This is a genomic window from Alteromonas sp. AWJ4_197 (genome assembly GCF_056160285.1).
Map to the genome: position 1 here is coordinate 105,662 of NZ_JBSWWW010000001.1, position 14,085 is coordinate 119,746.

Here is a 14,085-nt window from a genome sequence, read left to right on the forward strand (position 1 = left end):
AGTCATTCATCCTATTTCATGACATTTAGTGAGAAATGTCATTGCGACACTATAATTCGCACTTATTTGCGGTATCCGGCCCTGCTTATGCTGGCCGCAGACAAGACAAACGCGGCCTGCCGCGCTATCATCCGGTGCGTTCTTAAGAACATATAAGGTATGAAGCTATGAAAGAGTTTTTAATCGCCCCTTCTATATTGTCTGCTGATTTCGCCAGATTGGGGGAAGACGTGGAGGCAGTGCTGGCAGCAGGTGCTGATGTGGTTCACTTCGATGTGATGGACAACCACTATGTCCCCAACCTTTCATTTGGTCCGATGATTTGCGAAGCATTGCGGAAATATGGCATTACCGCTCCCATCGACGTGCATCTGATGGTGTCACCGGTGGACGACCTTATCGAACAATTTGCCAAAGCCGGCGCCAGCTATATCAGTTTTCATCCTGAGGCGAGTCAGCACGTCGACCGTTCGCTGCAATTGATCATTGATAACGGCTGCCAGCCCGGACTGGTTTTTAATCCGGCCACCCCGCTTCATTACCTTGACCATGTCATCGACAAACTGCACCACATATTGATCATGTCGGTGAACCCGGGTTTCGGAGGCCAGTCATTTATCCCTTCAACCCTTGATAAACTCCGTGCAGTTAAACAGCGGGTAGAAGAAAGTGGTAAAAATATCCGTATTGAAATTGACGGAGGGGTAAAAACCGATAACATTCGTGCCATCGCAGAAGCCGGCGCAGATATGTTCGTTGCCGGCTCGGCAATATTTAATGCCCCCGACTATAAAAATGTAATTGACGACATGCGACGGGAATTAGCCGCCGCAAACAATGTCTGAATTCAGCAGGTACAGGTAATCAGGAAATGAGTAACAAACCCATTGTATTAAGTGGCTGTCAGCCCTCAGGACAACTTACTATCGGTAATTACATGGGAGCCCTCAAACAGTGGGTTGCCATGCAGGATGATCACGATTGCCTGTATATGCTGGTAGATTTACATGCCATTACGGTGCGTCAGGAGCCCGCGGCGTTACGGGAAGCCTGCCTTGACGGTCTGGCCTTATACCTGGCCTGCGGCATTGACCCCGAAAAGAGCACCTTGTTCGTGCAGTCCCATGTACCCGAACATGCCCAGCTGGCCTGGATCCTGAACTGCTATACTCAGATGGGTGAGCTGAACCGCATGACTCAGTTTAAAGACAAGTCTGCGAAGAATGTAACCAATATCAACGCCGGCCTTTTCACCTATCCGGCACTGATGGCCGCAGATATTCTGTTATATCAGGCAAATCAGGTACCGGTAGGTGACGACCAGAAACAACACCTGGAACTGGCCCGTGATGTTGCCACACGTATGAACAACATCTACGGCGATATGTTTGCTATCCCGGATCCGTTCATCCCTGAATTCGGCGCACGCATTATGAGCCTGCAGGATCCCGGCAAGAAGATGTCTAAATCTGACGACAATCCGAAAAACTTCATCGGCTTGCTCGAAGATCCAAAGAAGCTCACAAAGAAAATCAAAAGTGCGGTAACTGATTCTGATGAACAGGCACGCATTTATTTCGACACTGAAGAAAAGCCGGGTGTATCTAACCTGCTGACATTATTGTCTCTGTCTACAGGCCGTTCCATTGATGAACTGGTTCCTGAATACGAAGATAAAATGTATGGTCACCTTAAAGGCGATGTGGCTTCTGCTGTCGTTGCACTGCTTGAGCCAGTACAAACGCGCTTCAAAGCGTTACGGGAAGATCGTGCTTATCTTGATGAAGTCATGAAAAAAGGGGCAGAAAAAGCCTCAGCCCGTGCAGCTAACACACTGGATAAGGTTTACGACACACTGGGCTTCATTCCCCGTCCACGCTAAGCCGGCACAATATACGGAGTCAGTTTGTGTTGTTATTAATTGATAACTTCGATTCCTTTACCCATAACCTGGCCCGCTACTTCACTGAGCTGGGCCAGCAGGTAAAAGTGGTGCGTAACGACGAAATCTCCCTTGAGCAAATCGCCGCGCTGGCACCGCAATACCTGGTGTTGTCACCGGGTCCCTGCACGCCGGATGAAGCCGGTATTACCCTCAGTGCCATTGACCACTTTGCCGGTAAAATTCCTATGCTGGGAGTTTGCCTGGGGCACCAGTCTATTGGTCAGGTATTCGGCGGTAAAGTCACGCGGGCAGATAAGGTCAGACACGGTAAAACCTCTGCCCTTTTTCACAATAATACGGGAATGTTCAGCGACTTACCCGACGGATACACTGTCACCCGGTATCACTCACTGGTACTTGAACCTGAAACCTTGCCGGACAGTTTGTCAGTGGAAGCCTGGTGTATTAACGAAAGTGGTCAGCGGGAAATTATGGCGATTGCCCACAGAACGCTGCCTCTGTGGGGTGTCCAATTTCACCCGGAGTCACTGCTGACAGAGCATGGCCACGCTATTTTGCAGCGGTTTATTACGCTGGCAGATGCATAATATTCAAAAAGTATTCAAAAAAAGTCATACTCCGGCCGATAACAGGTTACTATGATTTTTCCGGTAGCCCGATATGCTTTCATTTTCTGTACCCGACAGCACCCCGAATAAAAATGACGTACGCAGGAGCCGCCCGGTAGTGGAGCATACCCCTGACAACTTACCCCCAATCAATGAGAGGTTTGATAACCTGCTGATTGCGCCTGCGCGGGTGTCTCAGATGATGGGCCGCCGCAGTCCGGGGGAAGTGGCGTTTGCCCAGTCGGAACAGGGCGATGCCCGTCGCCGTTTGCTGCATGTTGAAAAAGTCGCCATTAAAAACAAACAGCTTCAGGCACAGTCAGAAGCCAGTCTGTTAGACCGTGTTAACGCCGAACTTCATCAGTACGTTTTTGAGTTGCTGAAAGATGAAATAGACAATACAGAGGTGGTCCTTACCTCTGTACTTAACCTGAGTCATGACGTTGCACCGCTGCTGGATATTCTGTCAGTCAGGGCCACATCTATTTCCCGCATTGAACCTCATGCTGCGGCACTACCATGGCTCTACGATGACCTCATGACCGTGGTAAATGCACCTAAGTTTCGTCGTAAGGACTCTAAGGGAAAAGTGATTCCGGTGGAAACCTTACGCACGGCGCTGAGCTTTATCGGTATTGAAAACCTCCGTTTATTGCTGCCGGCCATGATTCTGCGCCGGGCTCTGCCGAAAATTACCGATCCGTATCCGGACATTAAAAATCGTATCATGCAATTCGCTCAGTCAACGGGTCTGACTATGCGCGCACTGGCTGATGATTATGATTTACCGCCCCATGAAGCATTCACCGCAGGGACTCTTTCCCAGCTGGGACGGTGTGCGGTATCACGGTTGTATTTTAAAGCCTTTGAACAGGCGCAGATTGCATTGTTAAGAGAAGCTGAAATTGCAAAGGACACTGAACAGCACGGAGCGATGGCGAAAGTACAGCCATCGGCAAATTACCTTATTGCTATGCAGCAGGAATTTTCTGAGCCGCTCACAGCAAGGCTGTTAGAGATACTGCAATTTAAACGTCTGCGCCTTGCGCTGCCGTTTATTGAAATCACAGAGAATGATCAACACCCTCACGATCTCACAGAGCTTTACAAGAAAGCCAAAGCTTATGCCGCTGTACGTATGTTGCACCAGAGTAAATTTCTGAACAAAGACGAAATCCCGCTGGCACTGCATAAAACGGGCTTTGTCAGAAGCGAACGTGACATTCTGAAATCCACTGACATTTTTCAGCTTCCTCTGATTGAGAATCCGCCTCTGGATTAACGTCTTTTGTGCACGAAATCGCCGTTTTTCGTGCACTTCCACAAAATTTAATCAAAAATTTTGACTGGATAATCATTCATACCGCTAAAAATCACGGTACGTCCTTCGCCCCGCCGCCACTTGCCCTGACTCAACTTATTAACAAATTGCATAAGCTTAGACAAATAAGCTGAATGCTTATGCACTTTTTATGCAAAACAAGCTAAAACCCTCTAAAAACAAGGCCTGCAGCGGGATTCCCAAGGTTACAAAGTGGCGATTAACTGGCATACTGTATAGCTAATTCGTACTTTTCGCATCCAACATCATCTGCACAATTTCACATTTGCACAGCGGATGCCCGATAAAAGAGGTAACTATAATGAACGTAACTCGCGCAACCTTTGATGAGGTCATGGTCCCTAACTACAATCCGGCCAATATGGTACCGGTACGTGGTGAAGGTTCCCGCGTTTGGGATCAGGATGGTGCTGAATACATCGATTTCGCAGGTGGTATTGCCGTAAACGTACTGGGTCACAGCCACCCTGCACTGGTTAAAGCATTAACCGAACAGGGCAGCAAGTTGTGGCACTTAAGTAACGTTTTCACTAACGAACCTGCACTGCGTCTGGCAAAGAAGCTGACTGAAGCCACATTTGCCGAGCGCGTTTACTTTGCTAACTCAGGTGCTGAATCTAATGAAGCGGCACTGAAACTGGCACGTCGCTATGCACTGGAAAAATTCGGTGAAGAGAAAAACGAAATCATCGCCTTTAACAAAGGATTCCACGGTCGTACTTTCTTTACTGTAACAGTAGGCGGACAAGCCGCGTATTCTGATGGCTTTGGCCCTAAGCCCGGCGCTGTTGTTCACTGTGACTACAACGATCTTGCAGCATTTGAAAAGCTTATTTCAGATAAAACCTGTGCGGTTATGATGGAGCCTCTGCAAGGTGAAGGCGGCATTATCTCTCCTGATCCTGACTTCGTAAAAGGCGTGCGTGAACTGTGTGATAAGCACAATGCACTGCTGATCTTTGATGAAGTGCAATCGGGTGTTGGCCGTACCGGCAAACTGTACGCGTACATGGGTCTGGGTGTGACGCCGGATATTCTGACCACAGCGAAATCGTTAGGCGGCGGCTTCCCGATTGGTGCCATGCTGACTACCGCTGAAATTGCCGCTCACCTGAAAGCCGGTACTCACGGCAGTACTTACGGCGGTAACCCGCTGGCATGTGCAGTAGCCGAAGCCGCTCTTGACGTAGTGAATACGCCGGAAGTGTTAAACGGCGTAATCGAAAAAGAAAACCTGTTCCGTGAACTGCTGGGTGAAGTCAACGCTAAGTACAATGTGTTCGAAGAAATCCGTGGACAAGGTCTGTTACTGGGCGCTGCCCTGAACAAAGATTACGAAGGCCGCGCCCGTGACTTCCTGGTTGCTTCGGCAAACGAAAAACTGATGTGCCTGGTGGCCGGTGCCAATGTAGTGCGCTTCGCTCCTTCTCTGATCATTTCAGAAGAAGAAATCCGCGATGGTATGGCACGCTTTGAGCGCGCTGTAGCCAGCGTAGTTAACGCCTGATAAACAACGGCTCCGGAAACGCGGTTATGTATATTATTCGCCCTATTAACACTGGTGACTACGACGCACTGAACAACATCGCAGTGGAGTCCGGTATTGGCTTTACGTCATTACCGGTAAATGAAACGCTGCTGCGCAAAAAAATCAGTCGTGCAGAAAGCGCTTTTTCCGAACAGGTGGTTCAACCCGGCAATCAGTCTTATCTTTTTGTTATGGAAGATACCACCACCGGCACTGTGGTAGGCACCACAGGTATTGAGGCCGCTGTAGGTCTGGATGATGCGTTCTACCATTATCACATGGGCAAAGTTGTACATGCCTCCCGTGAGCTGAATATTCACAATACTGTGGATATTCTCTCTGTGTGTAACGACTACACCGGCGTCACCGAAATCTGCACGCTGTTTCTGCGTGAACAGGCAAGGGGCGGTATTAACGGCCGCTTCCTGTCTAAAGTGCGATTTTTGTTTATGATGGAGCACCGTGAACGGTTCTCAGAAACCATCATTGCCGAAATGCGCGGTGTTAGTGACGAAGAAGGTAAATCACCGTTCTGGGCCTGGCTGGAAGAGCATTTCTTTTCGCTGGACTTCCCCACTGCGGACTACCTTACCGGTATTGGCAATAAACGCTTTATCGCGGAATTGATGCCCAAATACCCCATTTACGTCAATTTATTGAGTAAAGAAGCGCAAGCAGTGATTGGTCAGGTTCATGATAAAACCCGCCCTGCCCTGCTTCTGCTTCAGGAAGAAGGCTTCAGCTGCCGTGGCTACGTAGATATTTTCGACGCCGGCCCGACTGTAGAAGCGAATCTGAGCCATATCCGCACAGCACAGGCAAGCCGCAAGCTACCGGTGGTCATTGACGACCAGACGGCAGCACAAGGCGGACAGACCTGTTACATCATTAATACCTCTGTAGCGGATTTTCGCGCCGTTGCCACTGATTTGGCGGTCAGCGAAGAAAACAATGTTGCTGCCATTTCCCGCCAGGCTGCAACGGCACTAAATATAAACGAAGGCGACATGGTACGTTTTGCGCCAGTCAGCTTTCGGGACTAACGACAGGATTGATTCATGCAAACTACACACTTTATCAATGGTGAGTGGGTCGCTGGACAAGGACACACTATTCAGTCGGTTGATCCGGCAAAAGACCAGGTTATCTGGGAAGGACAAGCTGCCACCGCAGCACAGGTTGACGAGGCCATCGCTGCCGCACGTAATGCGTTAACAGACTGGTCATTTCAAAGCTTTGACGAGCGCCTGACTGTCATCAAAAAATACGGTGAACTGCTGGCAGACAGCAAGCCTGAACTGGCTAAAATCATTGCCCGTGAAACAGGTAAACCTGAATGGGAAACGGCAACAGAAGTGGGCGCCATGACAGGTAAAATCGGTATTTCCGAAAAGGCCTATCATGAACGTACCGGTACTGTTGAAAACCCTATGCCCACAGGCCAGGCGTTCATCCGCCATAAGCCCCATGGTGTGGTAGCCGTATTTGGTCCGTATAATTTCCCGGGCCACTTACCAAATGGCCACATTGTACCTGCGCTGATGGCAGGCAACACCATTGTGTTTAAACCCAGCGATTTAACCCCGGCTGTGGCTGAATTCATGGTGAAGCTGTGGGAAAAAGCAGGTCTGCCGGCTGGTGTACTCAATCTGGTACAGGGCGAAGTAGAAACAGGCAAAGCACTGGCAACGCACGCTGGTATTGACGGTCTGTTCTTTACCGGCAGTTCCCGTACCGGTAAAATTCTTCACGAGCAGTTTGCAGGACATCCCGGCAAAATTCTGGCTCTGGAAATGGGCGGAAACAACCCGCTGATCGTAAAAGACGTGGCTAACACTGATGCCGCCGTTCACGACATCGTGCAATCAGCCTTTGTGACCTCTGGTCAGCGTTGTACCTGTTCCCGCCGTTTATTCCTGCCATCAGGTGCTGCAGGGGATACCATCCTGAACCGCCTGATTGAAGTTACAAAAAACATCAAAGTTGGCGACTATGACGCGCAGGAGCAGCCGTTCATGGGTGCGATGATTTCTGCCAAAGCGGCCAGAATGATGGTCGATGCTCAGGCGGAACTGGTTTCTCTTGGCGGCAAAGTGATTGTGGAACTGACTCAGCCGGAAGCAAACAAGGGCTTTGCAACACCTGGCATTATTGATGTGACAGACATACTTGATGCCTTGCCGGACGAAGAACATTTCGGACCGTTACTGAAAGTCATCCGCTATACCGATTTTGATGCAGCTATCAAAGAAGCAAACAATACCCGTTACGGTTTATCTGCAGGTTTCCTGGGCGACAGCGAAGAAGACTACCGTTATTTCTTCCAGCGTATCCGTGCCGGTATTGTTAACTGGAACCGCCCGATCACCGGAGCCAGCAGTGCAGCCCCCTTTGGTGGTGTAGGCGAAAGTGGCAACCACCGCGCCAGCGCGTACTACGCAGCCGACTATTGCGCATACCCTGTAGCATCTGTTGAGCTGGAAAAAGTCACCCTGCCGGGTACATTAAGCCCGGGTTTAACGCTGTAGCAAAAGGACGCAGTTAACATGCATACAAATGTAGATACCTTATTTGACCGCCTGTGGGACAAATATGTGGCTATCACACCTTCAGCCCATAAAATTCATGCGCTGCTGGTGGGTGAGGAAAACAGTGACAGTATCGTGAACGATCATGTGGCGTTCCGTACTTTCAATCTCGACAAATGCCGGCTGGATAAGCTCGCTGCGCATTTTCTGGCGCTGGGCTACGAGGCGAAAGGCGATTACGACTTTGAAGCCAAAAAGCTGACCGCAAAGCATTTCGAACACGCCGACCTGACTAAACCTAAAGTGTTCATCAGTGAACTCCGTGTAGAAGAGCTGTCAGAAGCCTCTCAGGCGATCATCCATAAGCTGGTAGAGCAAATGGATGAAAGCATCACCACCAGCGAAACGTTTCTTTATTCAGGGCCTCAGTGGTCACTGTCTAGAGAAGACTACGATACGCTGCTGAATGAATCTGAATATGCAGCCTGGATGGCGGCATGGGGCTTTCAGGCTAACCACTTCACCGTGAGTGTTAACCACCTCAGTCAGACACAGTCTCTGGTTGACGTGAACACGCTGCTTAAGGAAGCAGGTTTTGTTCTTAACACCTCAGGTGGCGAAATCAAAGGTGGCGAAAACGTATTTCTAGCCCAGTCATCGACTATGGCCGACAAAGCCGGTGTTGAAATGAACGAAGAAACGGTTCAGATCCCTTCCTGCTTCTACGAGTTCGCACAGCGCTACGAACTGCCTGACGGCAAACTGTACCAGGGCTTTGTTGCTGCATCGGCTGACAAAATTTTCGAAAGCACAAACGCTAAGTAATTACACAGCAGAAATCTGCCGTACTTTCATTGGCAAAAGGCTCCTTCACCACAGGTGAAGCAGCCTTTTTTATTTACGCCAGCTATTTTTGCAATGGTCAGCCTGTTACCGTACTCTGTTCCGGTAATCTTGCAAGGAATTCACTGAACCGGGATGGCTTATCAAAATAAAAGCCCTGCAATAAATCCACCCGGGCTTCACGAAGTAACGGCAGGTATTCAGTCAACTCCACCCCTTCCACTACAGTATGAATTTCTAACCGTTGCAACATAACAATAATGCCCTGAAACAACGCCAGTGCTTTCGCGTCATGATGGATGTCTTTTAACAGGCTGCGATCCAGCTTTACCGTACTGAATTCAAACATTCTGAGGTAACTTAACGCAGAGAATCCGCTGCCGAAATCATCCAGCGCCAAGTCGAAACCGGCATCCCTTAACGCCTGAAGTGCACTAATTGCCCGCTGCTCATCCTGCATAAAAATAGACTCGGTCAGTTCTATTTCAATTAATGACTCCGACACTTTTTTTTCCGCACAAATGGCTTTCGCCTGAGCGGGAAAGTGAGGATCTAATAACTGGTTTGCACTGATGTTAACGGCGAGAGGCACAACCTGATGCTGCTGTGCCATAACGATGAGGTAGTCACATGCGCGGGACAAAGCCTGCAAGCCGATTTGCAAATCCAGCTGATTCGCCTCAGCCAGCGGAATGAAAATGCCCGGAGAGACGTTACCGTGCATAGCAGACTGCCACCGGCACAATACTTCGCCGGACTTCAGCACGCCCTGTACATCGTATTTACCCTGAATGTAGAAATCCAGGCTATCCTGCTCGATGGTCTTACGTAAATCAGACAGCATGCTGACCTGCGCCTTCATACTCTCCCACAAGCCCTGCTGGTAAACACTCACCCGCCCTTTACCGCCAATCTTCGCCTGATACATGGCTGCGTCGGCATTCTGAATTAAGCGTTCAACGCTGCCGCCATCAAACGGATGACAGGCAATGCCGATACTCGCGGAAAGATGTAACTCGGTACTCTGCGCCTCAATTTTGAGGTTTTCTATCCCCTTAATGACAGATTCACCGATGGCGCTGGCACGATCTTCATCACAATCCGGCAATACCACCACAAACTCATCGCCCCCCCAGCGGGTGACTGTTTTACTGTTGTAATGTATGCGGGAAAGTACGCGGGCCACTTCCTGTAAACAGCGGTCACCGATTTCATGGCCGGCACCGTCATTGATTTGTTTAAACCCGTCCAGGTCGATAAACAAGAGCTTAAAATTCTGACCGGATTCCAGTGCGTTTTCCAAAGCTTCATTCAGCCCGTTACGGTTGCTCAAACCGGTCAGATCATCATGCATGGCCATCTGACGTAAGCGGGTTTCATTAAATTTACGCTCTGAAATGTCACGGACAGTGGCAATCAGATAAGGCTTTTTCTGATACTGGCTTTCAAACCGTGCCAGCGATATATCTACCGGCAATTCCCGCTCATCAAGTGTTACCAGCACCGTTTCAAACCGTATTTGCTGGTGTCCGTGCTTTGACAAATGTTTGTCTGCATCAACAATCAAATCCTTTAACGACCAGCCGAGGGTCATGTTTTTATCCTGCACTTTGATAAGAGAAACGAATGCCTCGTTACACTCAGTGATGGAATAGTCGTCTGACAACACCAGCATTGCTTCGCGGGAGCTTGCGAAGGCGGATGCCATCAGATGAAAGGTCTGCTCTGCTTCACGTTCGTAAGTGATGTCGCGGGTGGTGCCCACAATCCGCACTGCAGAACCAAATTCGTCCCGCTCCAGCACTCTGCCCCGTAAACGCATCCAGAGAAACATTTCGCGGAACCGGTAACGGAAGGACACCTCAAGCCGGTCTTCGCCGCCATGCAGTACGATGGACCACTGAAACTCCAGATTGGAAATGTCTTCTTCGTGTATGTTTCGCAGCAAATCAATCGGACTACTTTCCCGCAGAGACTCTTTAGCGGAATGGAGTGAAAATGAACGGATGGTAATTCTGTCGTCACTGGCACGCCATTCCCAGTAAGACTCCTGGGCAGCCCACATGGCAAGACGCAACCGGGTTTCCGTTGCCTGACTCTGCTGCAGAGCGTCATACAAAGCTACGCTACGTTCAGTCAACAGGGCTTCCGCCTGTTCACGGGCACGCTTTTCCCTGGCTAAACGGCGCTCCAGCGCTGCAATCGCCTTGCTGTTTTTGTCCATGTCCGCATCAGCTTTCAACGGTGATATTGAATTCATAGGTATGGGGCTTGTCTGATCTGACTGTTGTACGTTGAATTGTTTGCCCGAAGTGATCGGCAGCTGCGTCCATCAGACCTTCAGCCAGAGAATGCAGTTCGCGGGTTGAGTAATATTCTAACAGCATGGTGTTATCCGTTTTGGACAACACTTTGAAAGTCGGTAAATCAGCATCAGGATAGAGTTTGCGCACCTGAACGTGAATATCGTTGTCCAGCACACTGAGGGCATCCAGAATGCCGCTGCGCCCTGCCATCACCTGGCCATGGGCGGAAGCAAGACGACCAAACAAATAGTAGCCAAAGTCGTGCAGCAGTTCCTCTGCAGGCTTGCCGGTCTTTTCCACCAGCACACCAACCAGTTTCTGCATTTCAGAGAAGGGGTAGTAACCTACTGATGTGTAGGCACCATCATTTTCAAGGTTCGCCGCGATAATCACCTCATCAGCAAATTCCGGTGAGACCTTTTCTTCCAGCATTTCAACCAGCGTTGTGAACACAATCCCCAGCATACGGACATTCCTGTTTTATCCAATCTTATTAAGTGTAGCCCGGTAATACCGGGCCACAACTCAATAATTGGTCTAAACCGCAGAAGGTAAGCTGATTGCAGTCAGAGACTTAGGCGTCGTCGTCGTTGCCTTCGCTGTCTGTTTCAGGCGCAGCAGCTTTGGGGAGTTCAACAATGAGGTCGTCTACCCGCTGCAGACCACGGGGAAGTTTGTTGCCCCGGCGTCCCCGCTCACCCTGGTAATGCTCAAGGTCAGCCGGTGACAGTGTCATGCTGCGCTTGCCAGCAACCACTTTCACCGATGCGCCGTCAGGTACAACGGCTAAACAGCACACAAACTCTTCACGGGTTTGTGCTTTCGCTGATGGGATATTAATGATTTTATTGCCTTTTCCTTTCGCAAGGCTGGGTAAATCCCGTAATGGGAACAGCAACATACGCCCTTCATTAGAAATGGCTAAGCACCAGTCGGATTCAATATCATTTACCCGTTGCGGCGTAATCACTTTGGCTGCGGAGGGTAAACTTAAGAACGCTTTACCGGCTTTATTTTTGCTGATCATATCCGCAAATTTGCCGACGAATCCGTAACCGGCATCAGATGCAATGAGATATCGCTGCTCATCATCACCCATGAGTACATCAGTAAACTGTTCTCCTCCCACTACACTGAAGCGCCCGGTCAGCGGTTCCCCCTGACTGCGGGCAGAAGGCAGACCATGGGCGTCACAGGAGAATGCGCGGCCCGAAGTATCTAAAAACACCGCAGGCTGATTGCTCCGGCCTTTCGCGCTCGCCAGAAATCCGTCACCGGCTTTGTAGCTTAGCCCTTCTGCGTCTACGTCATGACCTTTGGCGCATCGTGCCCAGCCTTTTTCCGACAGAACTACTGTTACCGCTTCGGACGGGATAAGCTCTTTTTCAGACAGGGCTTTGGCTTCGCCACGCTCTACCAGCGGCGAACGGCGATCATCACCGTACTTCTCAGCATCAGCCAGAATTTCTTTCTTAATCAGCGTCTTTAAGCGGCGATCAGAGCCCAGTAAGGTTTCCAGTTTCTTGCGCTCCTCTTCCAGCTCATCCTGCTCACCTTTAATTTTCATCTCTTCTAACTTGGCGAGGTGACGTAATTTCAGTTCCAGAATGGCTTCTGCCTGCTTATCAGACAGTGAGAACCGGCGCATGAGCTCTGCTTTCGGCTCATCAAAGGTACGGATGATCTCAATCACTTCATCGATATTTAAGAAGGCAATCATTAAACCTTCTAAAATATGCAAACGCGCCAGCACTTTATCCAGGCGGTACTGAAGACGGCGGGTTACAGTGTCTTTACGGTAAACCAGCCATTCCGCAAGAATAGTGCGCAAATCTTTCACTTGAGGACGGCCGTCAAGACCAATCATATTCAGGTTTACGCGGTAACTTTTCTCTAAATCTGTAGTCGCGAACAAATGCTGCATGAGCTGTTCACTGTCCACACGGTTAGAACGCGGCGTGATAACGAGGCGGGTTGGATTTTCGTGGTCAGATTCGTCACGTAAATCACTTACCATAGGCAGCTTTTTCGCCTGCATCTGAGCAGCAATTTGCTCTAACACTTTGCCGCCGGAGGCCTGGTGAGGCAGCGCCGTAATAACAATGTCGCCACTTTCTTCAGTGTACACAGCACGCATTTTTATTGAACCGCGTCCGGTTTCGTAAATTTTCCGGATGTCTGCCCGCGGGGTAATGATTTCTGCATCGGTTGGGAAATCCGGTCCCTGAACATGCTCCAGTACGTCATTTAATTCGGCTTTGCTGTCATCCAGCAGCATGGCACAGGCATTGGCGACTTCACGCACGTTGTGAGGAGGAATGTCTGTGGCCATCCCTACCGCAATCCCTGTCACGCCGTTTAGCAAAATATGCGGCAAACGTGCAGGTAAAACTTTAGGTTCTTTCAGCGTACCGTCAAAGTTAGGCATCCAGTCTACGGTGCCCTGTCCCAGCTCGTTCAGCAGCACTTCACTGAAACGGGATAAACGGGCTTCTGTATAACGCATGGCAGCAAAGGATTTGGGATCATCCGGTGCTCCCCAGTTTCCTTGTCCGTCTACCAGCGGATAGCGGTATGAAAACGGCTGAGCCATCAGTACCATGGCTTCGTAACAGGCAGAATCACCGTGAGGGTGGAATTTACCTAATACGTCACCCACGGTTCTGGCCGACTTCTTGTATTTTGCCGTTGAACTTAAACCAAGATCAGACATCGCATATATAATGCGGCGTTGAACGGGCTTTAAGCCATCTGCGATATGAGGTAATGCCCGGTCCATGATTACGTACATGGAGTAATTTAAATAGGCATCTTCGGTAAACCGGCGTAGAGGAAGTTGCTCAACCCCATCCCGGTTGATAATGATTTCGTCGCTCATGCGTTATTTTCGTTATGATGTGGTTCACTACTTTTTAGCCATTGTGAGCCAATCCCCGCCGATACGCAATAAGCTGACAAACCGGGCGGTAATTTCATTATTGGAACAAAACGTTGAAGCCGCCTGTTCAGCCTTGCCTGCGGAAC

At 49.7% G+C, this 14,085-nt stretch carries 11 protein-coding genes; 8 read left to right on the forward strand and 3 right to left on the reverse strand.

From position 1 onward, the window contains the following. Positions 1-167 precede the first annotated feature (167 nt). The 8 genes from rpe to ACXAGC_RS00565 all read left to right on the forward strand — a co-directional run bounded on the left by rpe (position 168) and on the right by ACXAGC_RS00565 (position 8,737). On the forward strand, positions 168-845 hold the full coding sequence (gene rpe / locus ACXAGC_RS00530) for a ribulose-phosphate 3-epimerase (RefSeq protein WP_474841467.1): 678 nt from the start codon (positions 168-170) through the stop codon (positions 843-845). A gap of 26 nt (positions 846-871) precedes the next feature. Beyond that, entirely contained in the window at positions 872-1,882 is a 1,011-nt protein-coding gene (gene trpS / locus ACXAGC_RS00535) for a tryptophan--tRNA ligase (RefSeq protein WP_474841469.1), read from the forward strand. Positions 1,883-1,908: 26 nt separating this feature from the next. Further along, on the forward strand, positions 1,909-2,493 hold the full coding sequence (locus ACXAGC_RS00540; RefSeq protein WP_474841471.1) for an anthranilate synthase component II: 585 nt from the start codon (positions 1,909-1,911) through the stop codon (positions 2,491-2,493). Between the two features lie 73 nt (positions 2,494-2,566). Beyond that, positions 2,567-3,796: an HDOD domain-containing protein gene (locus ACXAGC_RS00545; RefSeq protein ID WP_474841473.1), complete on the forward strand. Its 1,230-nt coding sequence runs from the start codon at positions 2,567-2,569 to the stop codon at positions 3,794-3,796. A gap of 361 nt (positions 3,797-4,157) precedes the next feature. After that, the gene (locus ACXAGC_RS00550) at positions 4,158-5,363 is read left to right on the forward strand and encodes an aspartate aminotransferase family protein (protein WP_474841475.1); all 1,206 of its coding nucleotides are present in this window, start codon (positions 4,158-4,160) and stop codon (positions 5,361-5,363) included. 26 nt (positions 5,364-5,389) lie between these two features. Further along, positions 5,390-6,427: an arginine N-succinyltransferase gene (astA, locus tag ACXAGC_RS00555; protein WP_474841477.1), complete on the forward strand. Its 1,038-nt coding sequence runs from the start codon at positions 5,390-5,392 to the stop codon at positions 6,425-6,427. 15 nt (positions 6,428-6,442) lie between these two features. After that, complete coding sequence (gene astD / locus ACXAGC_RS00560; RefSeq protein ID WP_474841479.1) at positions 6,443-7,912, forward strand: succinylglutamate-semialdehyde dehydrogenase; 1,470 nt, start codon at positions 6,443-6,445, stop codon at positions 7,910-7,912. 18 nt (positions 7,913-7,930) lie between these two features. Next, positions 7,931-8,737, forward strand: coding sequence for a 2-oxoadipate dioxygenase/decarboxylase family protein (locus ACXAGC_RS00565; protein WP_474841481.1), 807 nt, complete (start codon positions 7,931-7,933; stop codon positions 8,735-8,737). A gap of 97 nt (positions 8,738-8,834) precedes the next feature. On the opposite strand, the gene ACXAGC_RS00570 is transcribed toward ACXAGC_RS00565, so the two are convergent. From ACXAGC_RS00570 to parC, 3 genes are all read right to left on the reverse strand, one after another. After that, positions 8,835-11,015: a putative bifunctional diguanylate cyclase/phosphodiesterase gene (locus ACXAGC_RS00570; protein ID WP_474841483.1), complete on the reverse strand. Its 2,181-nt coding sequence runs from the start codon at positions 11,013-11,015 to the stop codon at positions 8,835-8,837. After that, positions 10,987-11,526, reverse strand: coding sequence for a heme NO-binding domain-containing protein (locus tag ACXAGC_RS00575; RefSeq protein ID WP_474841485.1), 540 nt, complete (start codon positions 11,524-11,526; stop codon positions 10,987-10,989). The genes ACXAGC_RS00570 and ACXAGC_RS00575 overlap by 29 nt, the downstream gene beginning before the upstream one ends. 109 nt (positions 11,527-11,635) lie before the next feature. Then, complete coding sequence (parC, locus tag ACXAGC_RS00580) at positions 11,636-13,939, reverse strand: DNA topoisomerase IV subunit A (RefSeq protein WP_474841487.1); 2,304 nt, start codon at positions 13,937-13,939, stop codon at positions 11,636-11,638. Positions 13,940-14,085 lie beyond the last annotated feature (146 nt).

Coding starts and splice junctions, on each gene's coding strand:
- rpe (WP_474841467.1), top strand. CDS start 168: ATGAAAGAGTTTTTAATCGCCCCTTCTATATTGTCTGCTGATTTCGCC.
- trpS (WP_474841469.1), top strand. CDS start 872: ATGAGTAACAAACCCATTGTATTAAGTGGCTGTCAGCCCTCAGGACAA.
- ACXAGC_RS00545 (WP_474841473.1), top strand. CDS start 2,567: ATGCTTTCATTTTCTGTACCCGACAGCACCCCGAATAAAAATGACGTA.
- ACXAGC_RS00550 (WP_474841475.1), top strand. CDS start 4,158: ATGAACGTAACTCGCGCAACCTTTGATGAGGTCATGGTCCCTAACTAC.
- astA (WP_474841477.1), top strand. CDS start 5,390: ATGTATATTATTCGCCCTATTAACACTGGTGACTACGACGCACTGAAC.
- astD (WP_474841479.1), top strand. CDS start 6,443: ATGCAAACTACACACTTTATCAATGGTGAGTGGGTCGCTGGACAAGGA.
- ACXAGC_RS00565 (WP_474841481.1), top strand. CDS start 7,931: ATGCATACAAATGTAGATACCTTATTTGACCGCCTGTGGGACAAATAT.
- ACXAGC_RS00570 (WP_474841483.1), bottom strand. CDS start 11,015: ATGAATTCAATATCACCGTTGAAAGCTGATGCGGACATGGACAAAAAC.
- ACXAGC_RS00575 (WP_474841485.1), bottom strand. CDS start 11,526: ATGCTGGGGATTGTGTTCACAACGCTGGTTGAAATGCTGGAAGAAAAG.
- parC (WP_474841487.1), bottom strand. CDS start 13,939: ATGAGCGACGAAATCATTATCAACCGGGATGGGGTTGAGCAACTTCCT.